The 15,163-nt window shown below is 38.0% G+C and carries 19 protein-coding genes and 1 other annotated feature; of the genes, 17 read left to right on the top strand and 2 right to left on the bottom strand.

Annotated elements, in window-relative coordinates:
- Nucleotides 1-141: 141 nt before the first annotated feature.
- Nucleotides 142-341 (top strand) — a binding site (T-box leader).
- Between the two features lie 59 nt (nt 342-400).
- Together tyrS and C9J36_RS10125 are read left to right on the top strand one after the other, a co-directional pair.
- Nucleotides 401-1,672, top strand: coding sequence for a tyrosine--tRNA ligase (tyrS, locus tag C9J36_RS10130; protein WP_107942993.1), 1,272 nt, complete (start codon nt 401-403; stop codon nt 1,670-1,672).
- A 215-nt stretch (nt 1,673-1,887) separates the two neighbouring features.
- Nucleotides 1,888-3,033 carry a PstS family phosphate ABC transporter substrate-binding protein gene (locus C9J36_RS10125; protein ID WP_235616036.1) on the top strand — a complete coding sequence of 382 codons (1,146 nt, stop codon included), beginning with the start codon at nt 1,888-1,890 and terminating at the stop codon, nt 3,031-3,033.
- 91 nt (nt 3,034-3,124) lie between these two features.
- Here the strand turns inward: C9J36_RS10125 and C9J36_RS10120 are convergent, their stop codons facing one another.
- Nucleotides 3,125-3,613 (bottom strand): ImmA/IrrE family metallo-endopeptidase, encoded by a 489-nt coding sequence (locus C9J36_RS10120; RefSeq protein ID WP_107942992.1) that lies wholly within the window; start codon nt 3,611-3,613, stop codon nt 3,125-3,127.
- 140 nt (nt 3,614-3,753) lie between these two features.
- Nucleotides 3,754-4,116 (bottom strand): helix-turn-helix domain-containing protein, encoded by a 363-nt coding sequence (locus C9J36_RS10115; protein WP_153061601.1) that lies wholly within the window; start codon nt 4,114-4,116, stop codon nt 3,754-3,756.
- Between the two features lie 219 nt (nt 4,117-4,335).
- On the opposite strand from C9J36_RS10115, the gene C9J36_RS10110 reads away from it, so the two are divergent.
- The 15 genes from C9J36_RS10110 to C9J36_RS10045 all read left to right on the top strand — a co-directional run bounded on the left by C9J36_RS10110 (nt 4,336) and on the right by C9J36_RS10045 (nt 15,158).
- Nucleotides 4,336-4,512, top strand: a complete 177-nt coding sequence (locus tag C9J36_RS10110) for a DUF3954 domain-containing protein (protein WP_107942990.1) — start codon at nt 4,336-4,338, stop codon at nt 4,510-4,512.
- Between the two features lie 208 nt (nt 4,513-4,720).
- On the top strand, nt 4,721-5,236 hold the full coding sequence (locus C9J36_RS10105; protein WP_066161956.1) for a sigma factor-like helix-turn-helix DNA-binding protein: 516 nt from the start codon (nt 4,721-4,723) through the stop codon (nt 5,234-5,236).
- 266 nt (nt 5,237-5,502) lie between these two features.
- On the top strand, nt 5,503-5,928 hold the full coding sequence (locus C9J36_RS10100) for a phage tail terminator family protein (protein WP_066161959.1): 426 nt from the start codon (nt 5,503-5,505) through the stop codon (nt 5,926-5,928).
- On the top strand, nt 5,925-6,137 hold the full coding sequence (locus C9J36_RS10095; protein WP_235616035.1) for a hypothetical protein: 213 nt from the start codon (nt 5,925-5,927) through the stop codon (nt 6,135-6,137). Before C9J36_RS10100 ends, C9J36_RS10095 begins: the two co-directional genes overlap by 4 nt.
- Nucleotide 6,138: 1 nt before the next feature.
- A complete protein-coding gene (locus C9J36_RS10090; protein WP_107942989.1) occupies nt 6,139-7,455 on the top strand; it encodes a phage tail sheath family protein in 1,317 nt (438 codons plus the stop codon).
- Between the two features lie 13 nt (nt 7,456-7,468).
- Nucleotides 7,469-7,984: a phage tail tube protein gene (locus tag C9J36_RS10085; protein ID WP_082798891.1), complete on the top strand. Its 516-nt coding sequence runs from the start codon at nt 7,469-7,471 to the stop codon at nt 7,982-7,984.
- 40 nt (nt 7,985-8,024) lie between these two features.
- Complete coding sequence (locus C9J36_RS10080; protein WP_107942988.1) at nt 8,025-8,459, top strand: phage tail assembly chaperone; 435 nt, start codon at nt 8,025-8,027, stop codon at nt 8,457-8,459.
- Between the two features lie 29 nt (nt 8,460-8,488).
- On the top strand, nt 8,489-8,656 hold the full coding sequence (locus C9J36_RS17305) for a hypothetical protein (RefSeq protein WP_161485047.1): 168 nt from the start codon (nt 8,489-8,491) through the stop codon (nt 8,654-8,656).
- A 166-nt stretch (nt 8,657-8,822) separates the two neighbouring features.
- Entirely contained in the window at nt 8,823-11,093 is a 2,271-nt protein-coding gene (locus C9J36_RS10075; RefSeq protein WP_107942987.1) for a tape measure protein, read from the top strand.
- Nucleotides 11,086-11,751 (top strand): LysM peptidoglycan-binding domain-containing protein, encoded by a 666-nt coding sequence (locus tag C9J36_RS10070; protein WP_107942986.1) that lies wholly within the window; start codon nt 11,086-11,088, stop codon nt 11,749-11,751. Before C9J36_RS10075 ends, C9J36_RS10070 begins: the two co-directional genes overlap by 8 nt.
- Nucleotides 11,744-12,706 carry an XkdQ/YqbQ family protein gene (locus C9J36_RS10065; RefSeq protein WP_201261908.1) on the top strand — a complete coding sequence of 321 codons (963 nt, stop codon included), beginning with the start codon at nt 11,744-11,746 and terminating at the stop codon, nt 12,704-12,706. The genes C9J36_RS10070 and C9J36_RS10065 overlap by 8 nt, the downstream gene beginning before the upstream one ends.
- Nucleotide 12,707: 1 nt before the next feature.
- Complete coding sequence (locus tag C9J36_RS10060; protein WP_107943107.1) at nt 12,708-13,085, top strand: DUF2577 domain-containing protein; 378 nt, start codon at nt 12,708-12,710, stop codon at nt 13,083-13,085.
- Nucleotides 13,086-13,499 (top strand): DUF2634 domain-containing protein, encoded by a 414-nt coding sequence (locus tag C9J36_RS10055; protein ID WP_066161974.1) that lies wholly within the window; start codon nt 13,086-13,088, stop codon nt 13,497-13,499.
- A complete protein-coding gene (locus tag C9J36_RS10050) occupies nt 13,499-14,557 on the top strand; it encodes a baseplate J/gp47 family protein (RefSeq protein ID WP_107942985.1) in 1,059 nt (352 codons plus the stop codon). The genes C9J36_RS10055 and C9J36_RS10050 overlap by 1 nt, the downstream gene beginning before the upstream one ends.
- Entirely contained in the window at nt 14,550-15,158 is a 609-nt protein-coding gene (locus C9J36_RS10045) for a putative phage tail protein (protein ID WP_107942984.1), read from the top strand. The genes C9J36_RS10050 and C9J36_RS10045 overlap by 8 nt, the downstream gene beginning before the upstream one ends.
- The last annotated feature ends 5 nt before the right edge of the window (nt 15,159-15,163 follow it).

The raw sequence follows: 15,163 nt of genomic DNA, 5'->3' as shown, positions 1-15,163 counted from the left end.
TTTAGCTTTGTTTCCTTCATGAACTCGGAAAAATCCAACCGCAATTACGCCAATGCGTAATTGATTATAGCACATTTTTTCTACAGCTAAAATATAGTTATTGACAATAGACGCTGTTTAGGTAAAATAGACTGTATAGTTTTTCAAGTATTGAAGAGATTGCAGTAGTGTTATCATTCCCTGTCAAGAGAGCTAGCGTGTGGTGAGAGCTAGTCATAATGTATAACATGAATTACGTTCTTGGAGCTTGAACGTTTACGTCGCGTTAAGACGGATGAGAGGAAGAGTAATGCTCTTCAAGCTGGGTGGTACCGCGTTATTTTTACGATAGCGTCCCTGCATGCATAGTGCGTGTAGGGACTTTTTTGTTTCTATGCGTAAAAAAAGAGGAGGACACAACATGACAAACAAACTAATTGAAGACTTAAATTGGCGTGGTTTGTTATACCAGCAAACAGACGCAGAAGGTATGGAAAAGCTATTAAATGAGCAGTCCGTATCATTATACTGTGGGGTTGACCCAACGGCTGATTCGATGCACATCGGCCATATCGTACCATTATTAACGCTTCGCCGCTTCCAACAAGCTGGTCATAAGCCGGTATTGCTAGTTGGTGGTGCAACAGGAATGGTAGGGGACCCATCTGGACGTTCAGAGGAGCGCCAATTGCAAACAGTAGAGCAAATTGACCGAAATGTACAGGGCATTAAAAAACAATTAGAACGCATTTTTGACTTTAATTCTAGCGCAGAAAATACAGCAAAGCTTGTCAACAATCACGATTGGATTGGAAAAATGAGTACAATCGAGTTTTTACGTGATTTTGGGAAGCTATTGAATGTCAACTACATGCTAGCAAAGGATACGATTGCTTCACGTTTAGATACAGGTATTTCATTTACAGAATTTACGTACACAATCATTCAAGGAATTGATTTTAATCATTTATACGACAACCATAATGTACGCATCCAAATCGGTGGCTCGGATCAGTGGGGCAATATTACAACAGGCTTAGAAGTCATACGTAAAACGCATGATGACAATGCAAAAGCATTCGGTTTTACAATTCCATTAGTAACAAAGGCTGATGGCACGAAATTCGGTAAAACAGCAGGTGGCGCAGTATGGTTAGACGCTGAAAAAACGAGCCCATATGAATTCTACCAATTCTGGATTAACACTGGTGATGCAGATGTTATTAAATACTTGAAAATCTTTACATTCCTATCACGTGAAGAAATCGAGGTATTACAAACAAGTGTTGAGCAAGAACCACATTTACGCAAAGCACAAAAGGCATTAGCAGAAGAAATGACGCGCTTAATTCACGGCCAAGAGGCACTTGATACTGCACAGCGTATTACAGCAGCACTATTCTCTGGAGATTTAAAAGCTTTATCTGCAGAAGAAATGAAAGATGCTTTTAAAGATGTTCCTTCTATTGAAATGGCGAAAGAAGATAAAAACATTGTTGAAATGCTTGTCGAGGCAGGTGTTTCCCCATCAAAGCGTCAAGCGCGTGAAGATGTAACAAATGGTGCCATCAGCATCAACGGTGAAAAGGTGACGGATTTAGAATATACAGTAGATGCTAAAGACCGTTTAGAAGACGCTTTTTCCATTATTCGCCGTGGTAAAAAGAAATACCATATGGTGAAATTTAATTAAAAAATAAGAAAGGCGCATGAACTCAAATTGAAAAATCTGATTCATGCGCTTTTATTTTGTTCCACCAAAAGATTTCAAGAAGTAACCTAAACATAAACCAAGAAAAGCTGTAGAGGTATATTTGAAAATTGAAGCTAACTTTCTAGTTATAAATACATAAAAATTATTGGAACACTTTTTCTTTTTTATCGTTTATGTTAAAAAGGGGGAGGAAAATGATGGAGAAAATAGGGAGTATCGTATTGCTAACAATAGGTATATTATTTTTGGGCGCGCCATTATTATTTTTAACGATGTTCTTCCTGCATCAAAGCTATGTATGGCTTTTAGTTGCTGCTGTTCTCCTAGTTTATATTTTACTCATATTAAGAATTTTGCAATTCTTCAAAACGAAAAGGCGCAAGCAAATAACGGCGTTTATTATGTTAGGGATTATGATTGTACCAACTGTTTTAGCTGGGCAAACATATTATGAAAGCCAGCTAGCTACAGTGGATAGTGAGGTAGATATATGGGCGTACCATCCCTTCACCGAAAATAATCAAATTACAAAATTAGGCGAGGTGTCAACGTTAACTTTGGATGGCAAAATGCCAAAAATAGATGGTGCAACGGCGCTATATCCATTGTATACAGCATTTGTACAAGCTACATATCCAGAAAACGCAGATTACTTCAAAAAAACAGTAATGGTTAATAAAACACCTGATGCCTATAATAATGTAATTAATGGCAAAGTGGATGTCATTTTTGCTGCTGCGCCGTCTGAGCGCCAGCTAAAGATGGCGCAGCAAAAGAATGTTCAATTAAATATGACACCGATTGGCAAAGAAGCATTTGTCTTTTTTGTACATAAAAATAACCCAATTAATAACTTAACATTAGAGCAAGTTCGCGGTATTTATGCAGGAGAGATTACGAATTGGTCACAAATAGGAGGCGCTAACGAGAAAATTCGTGCCTTTCAACGACCTGAAGATAGTGGTTCTCAAACGGCACTGCAATATTTAATGGAAGATACACCGATTATGGAAGCCCCGAGAGAGGATATTGTTTCGGGAATGGGGGGCATTATTCAACAAGTCGCACAATATAAAAATTATAAAAATGCGCTTGGTTATACATTCCGCTACTATTCAACAGAAATGGTGCAAAACGACCAAATCAAATTATTATCAATTGAAGGAATCGCACCGACAAAGGACAATATCCGCAATAACACATATCCAATTACATCGGAATTTTATGCAATAACAACAAATACGTCAAATGACAATACAGCGAGGCTTATTGAATGGATTTTATCACCTCAAGGGCAAGGGTTAGTTGAAAAAGTAGGATATGTGCCACTCAATGAGTGAATAAATGATTGTTTTTCGGTCGAATGAAAAAATCCACTTAGCCTTATAGCTCGGTGGATTTTTATGACATAACTACTTTTACTTTTTAAAATTAACCTTGATAATGGTATAATTGATTTTGTTTATTGTTTAAAAATTGAATGAGTCGATTTTTAGCAAAGTCGTGTTCTACACAAAAATTCTGTTGGATTTTAGCTATTTCTTTATGTGTAAAGTCATATAGCTCCATTCGCTCTAATAAAAAGGTTGGCACACATGCATGGTACATAAAATTATTCGCTTTATGCTCCTGATATTTTTGAAAAAGTGGGGGCAAGTCAAATTGATTGCCACTATGCAGTAGCACATGGCATAATTCATGACAGAAATCTTGCCATTCCTCTTCGGGTGATAAATTTTCCTCAAGAAAAATATAAGCACGACCTTCAATAAACAAAGCCTGACTACGTTCTGACCAATAAAATACTTTAACCCCTAATCTAGCTGCGACTTCTTGAAAGCTCAATAAAGATAAATCGGTAATGCCCAACTGCATATAAAAGCGCGTAATATAATCCTCAAGATGTGTATAATAGTACATTAAAACAACTCCTAAAAAGCCATTTAAGAACATTTGTTCTATTTTATTATATTATAAAACCTCACATTTTGGTAGTGAGGTTTGGAATATGATTGACAATCAATAAGGACAACTGCTAATTATTCATTTAAAATGTCATTTTAAAGCTCTTCATGGTCTTTTAAAATCTCCCACATTTTACGCAGTTTTTCTAAATCTTCTTCCTTTGATTTTGGCAATTCCTTATACCATTTTTGAAGTGTTGGATTGTTAGCAAAAGCTTGAAATTCAGCCTCGTCCTTTTCCTCCTGTGTCAATGCAGGTGAATTAGAACGGCCAAGAAGATAGTCTGTACTAACATTTAATATATTTGCTAATTGTAGCAATTCACTATCTTTTACAGGTCGCTCGTTTGCTTCAATTCTATTCATCACGCTAACATTCAGATTCACTCGGCTTGCTAGCTCTCTTTGTGTCCATCCTTTGCTTTCTCTTAATGCAACGATTCGTTTTCCGATACTCATCATCATTCACCGCTTTCAGAGATTTCATACTTAATTATAGCATGTTTCTGTTTTGGAAATAAAAAATTTCTCTAATAGCAACTTTATGCTTGAATTTCTATTTCAGCAATGTTATATTTATGTTAACAAGTTGCTAAAATAGAAATTTATTGAGAAGCATATTTAAAAAAGCAACTTTTATATCGGATGCTATATAAATAAAAAATAGGAGGGTTTTTGATGGGCAAAGAAAATCAGCAAATGAATGTATTTGAGAATGGTATTTATATTGTACAGGATGGATGTGTTACACCGCTAAAGCCGAAAGCGTTTGGACAAGATACTATCATTTGGAAAAACGGGCGAGTTTTAGATGTAGAGCGAGCGGAGCGTATTCGCATTCACCAAGATAAATAATAGTCCTTACGGAAAAACCGACGGACACTAATTGATTTTGGCTATTTAGCCAAATCAATTAGTGTCCTTTTTATTTAACTTCCATCAGCAATGTTTACTGCGACGAGTAATCGCAGGAGCACATGTTTACTGCGACGAGTAATCGCAGGAGCTAAATTCTTTTTGTATCGAAAGCGAAGCGTAATTGATAAAAGAAAGGGGAAAGGGAATGGCTAAATATTTTCCAGATTTAATTGAGGAATATAAGCAATCATTAAAAAGTTTGCAGGAAATAGATGGCTGCACAAGTATGGAGCGTGATTTAAAGGAGGCGATTCAATGGATGGAGACAGGCTATGACCCTGCTGAATATCGGGCTGCTACAAGAACTGATAGCTATGTCATGGACCATTATTTAATGCAGCAATTTCTTATATCTATTGATTGTGATTTCACTGGATTAGATGAGGAGGAAAAATCGCTAAATAACGAGGACGAGCGATTAGACAATATTCAAAGCATTATTAAAGAAGCATTGGTGGGGTTAACAGAAAATGAGCGTAAAGTATTTATACTTATTCGAGCCGAGTACATGACGTTTTCAAAAGTGGCTGACATTTTAGAAATTACACGTAGCTCAGTGCAAAGTTATTTAAGGCGAGCAGAAACAAAAATAAAAAACAATATTAATGGCAAAAAGTTAATCTGTCATGGAGGTGGCTATATAACGAAAAGTTCATTTTAAGGGCTTGCCATACAAATGCCTATATAGTGAGGAGTTCATTTAAGCGAGATTGAGGTCATTCTATCTTGCCATACAAACACCTATATAGTGAAAGCGTCTTTTTCCAGCTTACAGACGTTAAAGACTAATCTGGTAAAGCTTAAGGGGGGAGAACGATTGAAAAAGAAAAAGTAATTTTGGTAAGGCACAATTTACAATGCTTATGTAAAGCTTTGTGAAAAATGTCAACGCCACATATCTAAGCAGTCTACTAAAGGAGTGGTTTGATGGACATTAGCCATATTATAGAAGCCATTTCTCGAAGGCTTCAAGAAAGGTTCGGAGATGCTTACAAGCAGTATACCAATGAAATGCCGCAGACGGTGGAAGTCCCAGCTTTTTTTATTCAATTATTGAAGCTAGAGCATACGCCGCAAATGAGTGGGCGGGCTAAAGTCAAGCTATCATTTGATGTGCAGTATTTCCCACTGAATGGACAAGTGGATGTAGCGAATCATGCACTACGCATCCAACAAGCATTAAGCGAAATTACATTATCTGATGAAACGGTGCTATTAGCTAAAGGTGCATATAGTGAAATGCTAGATGGTATTGCCCACAATTTTATGGATTTCGATTTCCTCTTACAAGACAGGGAGGAAAGGACATTGATGGAGTCATTGTATACGAAGGGAAGGATTGATCATCATTGACAAATGCTAAAAAAATGCCTGGAAAAAAGGCTATATCGAGAAAAATCGATACTACGGCTACGCAACAGTTTTTAAAAAATCAATTAATTAATAGTCAAAAATATCAGCATCGACAGGATGCACTTCATGCATTATTAGAAGCGAATACAATGTATTCACATGAGCAGGTAGACACAATTTTAAAGCAGTTTGATAAGGGAGGAAAATAGAATGGCATTAGGTGGAGGAACATTTTTAACACAAAACAAAGTATTACCGGGTACGTACCATAATTTTATGAGCGCGGCACGTGCCTTTGTTAATTTATCAGAACGAGGCTATGTCGGTTTACCAATGGCGCTTGATTGGGGCGTAGATGGTGAGGTATTTGCTGTAACGCAAGAGGATTTACAAAAAGATAGCCGTAAAATTTTCGGTTATGACTACACAAATCCAAAATTAAAAGGCATTCGTGATGTTTTCAAAAATGCAATCACAGTATTCTTCTACAAGTTGTCTGTAGATGCTGTAGCGGCATCAAATGATTTTGCTGAAGCAAAGTATAAAGGGACACGTGGAAATGATATTTCAATTGTTATTCAGGCAAATGTAGATGAGCCAACGAAATTTGATGTTCAAACATTATTGGATGGTGTAATTGTGGATGAACAAGTAGCTGTAGCGTCTGCTGCTGATTTAGTGGCGAATGATTTTGTATCATTTAAAGCGGATGCCACATTGGAAGCGACAGCAGGTACGCCATTAACAGGTGGCTCTAATGGCGCGGCGATTACAGGTGGTGCGCACCAAGAGGCATTAGATGCTTTAGAAGCATATGGCTTTAACACACTTGGCTGTCTATCATCTGAAAGTACAATTAAATCTCTTTATGTGGAATATACAAAGCGTTTACGTGATCAAGTAGGGGCAAAATTCCAATTAGTAGGGCATAAGCTTGGCACTACGGATCATGAGGGTATTATTGACGTACAAAACGATGCAAATGGTGATGAAGTATTTGGCGCTGTTTATTGGACTACAGGTGCACAAGCAGGTGTTGCAGTTAATCGCTCAAATACAAATAAACGTTATGATGGTGAATTTGAGCTTGATATGTCTGAAGCAAAAACACAACCACAGCTTACAGCGTTACTAAAAGCAGGTAAGTATGTTTTCCATTGTGTAGGAGAAGAAGTACGTGTACTGGAAGACGTCAATACATTTATATCCTTCACAACAGATAAAAATGAGGATTTCAGCATGAATCAAGTAATTCGTGTGCTAGATCAAATCGCTATTGATACGGCGCAGCTATTTAATGAGCGATATCTTGGTAAAGTACCGAATGATCAAGATGGCCGCATTTCGCTTTGGAATGACATCGGTGCACATCGCTTAGAGTTACAGCGTATTCGTGCGATTGAAAACTACAATAAAGATGCGCTTACTGTAGAGCAAGGCAATTCGAAAAAGGCTGTTGTTGTTAATGAGGTTGTGACGCCTACAGTAGCGATGTCACAGTTATATATTACAACAACAGTAGCATAAGGAGGAACAGTAGATGAAGAAAAATGAATTATTAATGCCATTAGATTTACAATATTTTGCAGAAGCAACAATGCATGCTCGTAATGCAATTCACGGTGCACAGGGACGAGCATATGTCACGATTGAGGGGAATCGTTATTTATTTGCACAGCTAATCAATTTAGAGGCAAATATGGAAAAAACGAAAACACAGGTGCCAATTATGGGTCGCACGGGTAAAGGGAACAAGGCAACAGGCTGGGAAGGAACGGGCTCAGCTACATTCCATTTCAATACATCGATTTTCCGTCAGCTTTTAAAGCGCTACAAGGATACAGGTGAAGATATTTATTTCGATATTCAAGTAACAAATGAGGATAAATCTTCTACTGTAGGTAGCCAAACGACGATTTTAATTGACTGTAATTTAGATGGCGGTCTTGTTGCTTCACTTGATGCAGATGCAGAGTATCTAGAGGATTCAATCGAGTTTACGTTTGAGGATTGGGATATGCCTGTAGAATTTGCGACATTACCTGAAATGCTATAAAAATTTATTTTAATTATTATAAAAGGATTGGTGAAAATAGATGAGTAACTTACAAGCGTTTTTTGCACACAATAAAAAGAAGCAGGATAATATTAAACAGCCGATTTCAAAAAGCTTTATGGATGAAGCAGGACAAGTAATTGAATGGGAGTTTGCGCCAATTTCACCAGAGCGTGATACAGAATTAAAAGGACAATGTACAAAGCGTACATTGATTACACAAGGTAAGCGCAAAGGGCAATATAACACTGATTTTGACCATTTTACTTACCAGCGCTTATTAACGGTAGAATCGATTGTCTTCCCAAATTTACATGATCGTGATTTACAGGATTCGTATGGTGTATATGGCGCTGATGAATTGCTAAGCAAAATGCTCACAATTGGGGAAATGGCAGATGCAGCGGCAGCAGCACAGGCAGCAAATGGCTATGAAGTGAACGTTGAAGACCTTGTTGAAGAAGTAAAAAACTAATCGAGGATGGTGATGGTGACGCCAACCTTATGTACTGGTGGGTACACAAGTTTCGTCGCCTGCCATCCGAATATTTCGCACTATCCATAGCGGATAAAGCATGTATTATTGCAGCAATACAAGTAAAAATTGAAGCGGATAAAAAGGCAGAACGCGAATCAAAGCGTGCAAGTAGAGGAAAGGGTAGAAGGCGTTAAAGCTAGTGTTTTTTAATTTCTTAGTTTAAAAGTAACGATTCGCTCGTTAAATATTAAAAATCGCTCGCAAGACAGGTGAACTCGCTCAAAAACAGGGGCGTATCTGAAAAAGGTGTATCCTTTTTTAGATACGCCCTTTTAGAATGCAAAGAAAGGAGGAGCAAAGATGGCTACACTCCAAAACGCTTTACAGGCAGGTAATTATTTTCCTCAAGTAATAAATAATACACCTCAAGTAATAAATAATACACCTCAAGTAATAAATGCTTTGCCGGAAGAATATAACAATGTCTCTCGGATAAGTAATAGTGCATCACCAAATTTTGATGTAAGAAATTTAACAATAGAATTAACACAAGTTAACATGCTATATGCTCAAATGGAAAAAGAGATTCAAGAAGCAGATCAGGCGCAGGAACAGCTCAATAAAAATGCCAATAAGGGTGCTTCTTTAATGAATACGCTGATGAATAAAATGACGGGTTTAGCCGGGAAGCTATTGACCTTTGAAAATGCCAAAATCGTCATTGGTTTATCAGATGATTTAGCGAGTACACAAGGTCGTTTGGAGCTGATGAATAAAAATTATCAAAAGCAGGCTCAGGAAGCAGGTGTTATCAATACAGCACTTACATCAACCTCGGCATTACAAGATATGATATTTGATTCGGCACAACGTACATTTAGCTCCTATCAAACAACTGCCGATATGGTCAATCGACTTGGTACAGAAGCCTCTAGTGCTTTTAGTAGTCCCGCAGAAATTATCGCATTTACAGAGCAAATGAATAAAGCATTTGCGATTGCAGGTACCCCTCCTGAAGCAATGTCTAATATAGCACAGGCGATGGCTAGTGGAGGTTTGGATGGAGCAGGGTTTGATAATTTATTAACGGATGCACCAGCCGCTGTTGGAAATATTCAAAAATATCTTGAAGATGTTATGAATATAGATGCCTCTAATCTTAAACAATTAGCAACAGAAGGTGTTATTACAGCCGATGTCATTAAAAACGCGATGTTCTATGCAGCGGAAGATACAAATGCAGCATTTGCTAGCATACCTACTACATGGGGAGGTATATGGCAGAATATCCAAACGGGTGCTTTACAAGCGTTTGCACCAGTACTTCTAAAAATCAATGAGGTTGCTAATAGTGAGCGGATAAAGCAAATGGTGGATCGCATTGGTGAGGCAATACAGCTCGTTGCTGGATGGGCAATGATGCTAATTGAGTTATTAATCGCTGGTGGAAGTTTTATTTATGATAATTGGTATCGTCTAGAGCCAATTATTGTTGCAGGAGCTATTGCACTAGGTGCATATTTAGCTATATTGATATGGACTAATAGAGAATTGTTTATTAATGCCTTTATGACGGCTACAGCAGCAATACGCAACTTATGGTATATAGCAACTACTGTAGCTTCTACTTTTGCGACATATGGATTTACGGGAGCCATGTTGGCACTCAGTCTTGCTATAGCAGCAAATCCTATTGCATGGTTAATTGGGGCTATTGTAGCTTTAATTTTAATCTTTTATCTAGCTGTTGCTGCAGTGAATTACTTTACAGGTGAATCTTACAGTGCAACAGGTCTAATTGCAGGAGCATTCGCAGTGGCAGGAGCGTTTATAATGAATGTGCTATTTGCTATTGCAGAAATTGCATTTGGAGTTATCGAAGGTCTTTATAATCATTGGATGGCCTTCGCCAACTTTTTCGCCAATGTATTTAATGACCCAGTAGGTGCAATTATCCACTTATTCGGTGATCTTGGAGACAATGCACTAGGTGTAATTGAAAAAATTGCTTCTGCATTAGACTTCGTATTCGGAACGAACTTTGCTACAACTGTGGCTGGATGGAGAAAAGATTTAGTTAATTTAACAAATTGGGCAGCTGAAGAATACGGCAATGGGGAATATGAAAAATTATTTAATGAATTAGATATGAATCAAACACTTGAAAAATTAGGTTTAAAAGCAGAACGTTTTAATTATGGTGATACATGGAATTCCTCCTATAAATGGGGAGAAGACTTTTTCAAGTCGAAGGAAAAAGAAAAAGAAAAAGAAGAAAATAACTCAGTTGAGGAAGCTATCAACAATGCTCTAGCCATTGGTGATAACAATGCCCTAGCTATCGATGATAAGATGGACAAAGGAAATGAAAACAGTAAACAAATCGCAGATAATACAGGTGCTATGGCGAATGGCATAACGCTAATGAATGATGAACTGAAATATATGCGTGACTTGGCGGAGCGTGAGGCAATTAACCGCTATACAACGGCAGAAGTAATTGTCGATGCACGTAGCGAAAATCATATTAATAGCGAGCTAGACATTGATGGCGTCATTGATCGCTTCGGTGAAAAGGTAGAGGAAGTTGCTGTTGGATTAGCAGAAACAGGAGGTGTGAGCCTTGTATAATTTTTTTATAGATGATGTACAACTTCCTATTGCTCCAGCGTCTATGTCCATGAAAATTAATAATAACAACCAAACCATTGTATTGATGAATGAAGGTGAGGTAAATATCCTCAAAAAGCCTGGTTTAACAGAGGTTGACTTTGAGATATTACTTCCAAATGTCCAATATCCGTTTGCAGTTTATCCGAATGGTTTTCAGCCTGCTGCATTTTACCTTAATAAGTTAGAAAAATTAAAAATATCACAAGAGCCATTTCCTTTCATCGTTAATCGCATGAGACCAGATGGTTCTTTATTATTTGATACTGACAACGATATGTTATTTTCATTGGAAGAGTATACAATCGAGGAAGACGCTGAAAACGGCTTTGATGTGAATGTCAAGATTAACCTAAAACAATGGCGACCATATGGTACAAATAGAGTGGATGTAACAAATAAATCGTCTAAGAAAAAGGCAATAGTAATTAGTAAAAAGCAACGTCCCACAATAAGTAAGAGAACATCAAAAATATACACAGTAAAGCAAGGTGACACATTGTGGGCAATCGCTAAAAAATATTTAGGTGATGGCTCGAAGTACACAGAACTCGCCAAGCTTAATAACATCAGCAATCCAAATGTAATTAAAGTAGGGCAGGTGATAAAGCTTGGCTAAAAGTCAATTGTTAATTACATCAAGGGGACGGACTTTCGAATGTGCTGTTCAGGAAGGTATTACCTGGGAAACACACCGTAAAGGTGCACCAGGGCAACTTAATTTTAATGTGTTGAAAGATGAAATTCTTGGTTTTCACGAAGGTGACTTAGTGCAATTTATATATGACGGAAAGGAAATATTCTCCGGTTTCGTTTTTACAAAAAAGCGCTCGAATAATCGTATCATTTCAGTCACAGCCTTTGATCAACTTTGGTATCTAAAAAACAAAGATGTCGTTACTTACAAAGGCAAAACGGCGGCGCAGGTGCTGCAAATGCTGGCGAAGGATTTTCGGCTGAAATTAGGTATTGTTGCCGATACAAAGCATGTCATTGCTACACGCGTAGAGGACACAACCGAGCTATTTACTGTTATTGACAATGCACTTAGTATTACAACCAAAAATACAGGTGCTTTATATGTATTGTACGATGATTACGGGAAATTAAATTTACGCGATGTGAAAACGCTAAAGCTAGACATCCTGATTGATGAAGAAAGCGGTGAAGCATTTGAATATACGACTTCTATTGCAGATAATACTTACAATAAAGTGAGGGTATATCGAGAGGATAAGGAGACAGGTAAGCGCGATAACTATATCGCTCAACATGGTGAAAATATGAATCAATGGGGCGTTTTACAGCTTACTGAAAGTCTTGACGAAGGCGAGAATGGGCAAGTTAAGGCCGATGCTTTATTAGCGCTTTACAATCGCAAATCACGTAAGCTTCATATTAATAAAGTGTTTGGCGACACAAGGGTAAGAGGCGGATCTACACTAGGGGTACAAATGTATTTAGGTGATTTAACAGTGGCTCACTATATGATGGTGGAAAAAGTGAAACATACGTTTTCAGAGAGTGACCATCGTATGGATTTAAGCTTAATTGGAGGTGATTTCGTTGCGTGACATGTCTGATATTGTGAGGGCTTTACGGCAACTAGTATTGGATGCAGTCAATGCCCAAAAACTTGCAACAATCGTTTATGGTACAGTTATAAGCACCTCGCCGTTAAAAGTACAGGTTGATCAAAAATTATCTTTAGAGCAAGAAAATTTAAAACTGACGCGTGCTGTAATGGACCATGAAATTGAAATGACCGTTGACCATTTAACTGAAAACCGTTCAGGAGGCAGTGGCGATGCAGAATTTGCTTCGCATAACCACGAATATAAAGGTCGTAAAAAGTTCCTTATTCATAATGGCTTGGTCGTTGGTGATAAAGTTACGATGATTCGCGCTCAAGGTGGCCAGCAATACATTATCCTCGATAAGGAGGTGGTTTAAATGCTACCAACAGCATTTGAAGAAAATGATGGTTTAGAAATTATCTTTGAAGAAGAAGCACAGACCTCCAGAACGTATAAAATCGATTTTGAAAAAAAGCGCATCGTTGGCTATATCGATGAGCGTGAGGCTGTTAAGCAATTTATTATAAAAGCGCTCCAGACAGAGCGTTATGAATATTTAATTTATAGCTGGAATTATGGTACTGAAATGGCTCGCCTATTTGGTCAGCCTATCCCCTATATTTATTCTGAGCTAAAAAGGCTAATTACAGAAGCATTAACGCATGACGATCGTATCGATAGCGTTGATGCTTTTTCATTTAGCCATTACAAAAACAAAGTGCATGTAAAAATGACAGTGAATACTGTGTTCGGCCCAATCGAAGCAGAAAGAGAGGTGACGGTAGCCTAATGTTTGAACATGAAACTTTCGAAGCAATTATAACGCGGATGCTTGAACGCGTTAGTCACGATGTAGATAAACGAGAAGGGGCAATTATTTACGATGCAGGAGCCATGACAGCCAAGGAGCTACAAGAAATGTATATTGCACTTGATGGTGTTATTTTAGAAACATTTCCAGAAACAGCTTCGCGCCCTAATCTAGTTCGTCGTGCTGCTGAGTATGGTGTATACCCATATCCTGCAACACATGCTATTTTGAAGGGTGAGTTTAATCAAGATATACCAATTGGCTCTCGTTTTTCAATTGGTGAAGTAAATTATATTGCTATACGCAGAATCAGTATAGGCATTTATGAGATGCAGTGCGAGGAAGTTGGGGACGTAGGAAATACACAATTTGGACAGCTTATTCCAATTGAATATATTGATGGATTGCAGCGTGCCGAATTAACAGAACTACTTATACCGGGGGAGGAAGAAGAGCCGACAGAAGATTTTCGTGTACGCTTTTTTGTGACGCGCAATCAAATACCGTACGGTGGGAACCGCGATGATTACAAGCAAAAAATTATGACTATACAAGGTGTCGGTGGCGTAAAACCTAATCGCACCCCAGCTGGTGGGGGTACAGTTGGTATTACAATTATCGATTCGAATTACAGTCCCCCTTCTCAGGCAGTGATTAATGAAGTGCAAACAATCGTAGACCCAATACCTAATAATGGAGAGGGGCTTGGAATAGCTCCATATGGACATCGTGTAACAGTTGATGCCGTAGAAACTGTGCCAGTTAATATTACGATGAAGCTTGTATTAAGCGGTGTAACAATTGGACAAGTACAGCTTGAAATTGAGGAGATTGTCGAAGCCTATTTATTGGAACAGCGTAAAGCGTGGGAAAACAGTGAATTTTTAATTATACGCCAATTACAAATCGAATCGAGAGCACTCGAGGTTACAGGCATAAACGATGTATTAGAATCAACCATTAATAGCGTTAATAGTAATTTGCTATTAACAGCCAATCAAATTCCGATATTAGGGACGGTGACATTGTATGAGTAATCGAATCATGCAAAACTTGCCGCCGATTTATGCTGGCATTAAGGAAATGGAAGAGCTATCAAGTACTGTTGCTACTGAATGGGATGCACTAGAGAACGCCCGAAAAAAGGTGGAGGATGAGCAGTTTATTATGACTGCTAGTGAAAAAACGATTCGTGCAAGAGAGCGGAGCTATAATATTCGAGCTGACCAAGCAACTGAATCGTTAGATTTTCGCCGCAGGCGGTTAATTGTACGACAATCTACTCGCTTGCCAATTACCCAACGTAAAGTGCGTGAAATTATCAATGAATTGGTAGGGGAAGGTAATTGGGAAGAACAGTTAAGTGTAGAGGACTGCGAGGCATTATTTATATTTGATGCCTCAAATGCATCGGTTGATAAGGAAATTGACTACACACTTGATCGCATTATACCAATGAATATCGCCTTAAGAATTGCAAGGCGATTAACGACCAAATTATATGTTCCGAGCTTTCTGATGAGTGGCTCGGAAATTACTTTGCATCCAATGAACATTGACGACATTGAACAGCGCACATCCAGCAATCATCTTGTTGGTGTTAAAACCGCTGCAAAAATAACAATAACACCTATGTAATGGAA

Origin of the sequence: Metasolibacillus fluoroglycofenilyticus, assembly GCF_003049645.1 — a bacterium.
Taxonomy (GTDB): Bacteria; Bacillota; Bacilli; order Bacillales_A; family Planococcaceae; genus Metasolibacillus; species Metasolibacillus fluoroglycofenilyticus.
This window is presented reverse-complemented; position numbering and strand designations above follow the sequence as displayed.

Bases quoted from the DNA above. Each gene is read 5' to 3' on its own strand.
- tyrS (WP_107942993.1), top strand. From the start codon at position 401: ATGACAAACAAACTAATTGAAGACTTAAATTGGCGTGGTTTGTTATAC.
- C9J36_RS10125 (WP_235616036.1), top strand. From the start codon at position 1,888: ATGATGGAGAAAATAGGGAGTATCGTATTGCTAACAATAGGTATATTA.
- C9J36_RS10120 (WP_107942992.1), bottom strand. From the start codon at position 3,613: ATGTACTATTATACACATCTTGAGGATTATATTACGCGCTTTTATATG.
- C9J36_RS10115 (WP_153061601.1), bottom strand. From the start codon at position 4,116: ATGAGTATCGGAAAACGAATCGTTGCATTAAGAGAAAGCAAAGGATGG.
- C9J36_RS10110 (WP_107942990.1), top strand. From the start codon at position 4,336: ATGGGCAAAGAAAATCAGCAAATGAATGTATTTGAGAATGGTATTTAT.
- C9J36_RS10105 (WP_066161956.1), top strand. From the start codon at position 4,721: ATGGCTAAATATTTTCCAGATTTAATTGAGGAATATAAGCAATCATTA.
- C9J36_RS10100 (WP_066161959.1), top strand. From the start codon at position 5,503: ATGGACATTAGCCATATTATAGAAGCCATTTCTCGAAGGCTTCAAGAA.
- C9J36_RS10090 (WP_107942989.1), top strand. From the start codon at position 6,139: ATGGCATTAGGTGGAGGAACATTTTTAACACAAAACAAAGTATTACCG.
- C9J36_RS10085 (WP_082798891.1), top strand. From the start codon at position 7,469: ATGAAGAAAAATGAATTATTAATGCCATTAGATTTACAATATTTTGCA.
- C9J36_RS10080 (WP_107942988.1), top strand. From the start codon at position 8,025: ATGAGTAACTTACAAGCGTTTTTTGCACACAATAAAAAGAAGCAGGAT.
- C9J36_RS17305 (WP_161485047.1), top strand. From the start codon at position 8,489: ATGTACTGGTGGGTACACAAGTTTCGTCGCCTGCCATCCGAATATTTC.
- C9J36_RS10075 (WP_107942987.1), top strand. From the start codon at position 8,823: ATGGCTACACTCCAAAACGCTTTACAGGCAGGTAATTATTTTCCTCAA.
- C9J36_RS10060 (WP_107943107.1), top strand. From the start codon at position 12,708: ATGTCTGATATTGTGAGGGCTTTACGGCAACTAGTATTGGATGCAGTC.
- C9J36_RS10055 (WP_066161974.1), top strand. From the start codon at position 13,086: ATGCTACCAACAGCATTTGAAGAAAATGATGGTTTAGAAATTATCTTT.
- C9J36_RS10050 (WP_107942985.1), top strand. From the start codon at position 13,499: ATGTTTGAACATGAAACTTTCGAAGCAATTATAACGCGGATGCTTGAA.
- C9J36_RS10045 (WP_107942984.1), top strand. From the start codon at position 14,550: ATGAGTAATCGAATCATGCAAAACTTGCCGCCGATTTATGCTGGCATT.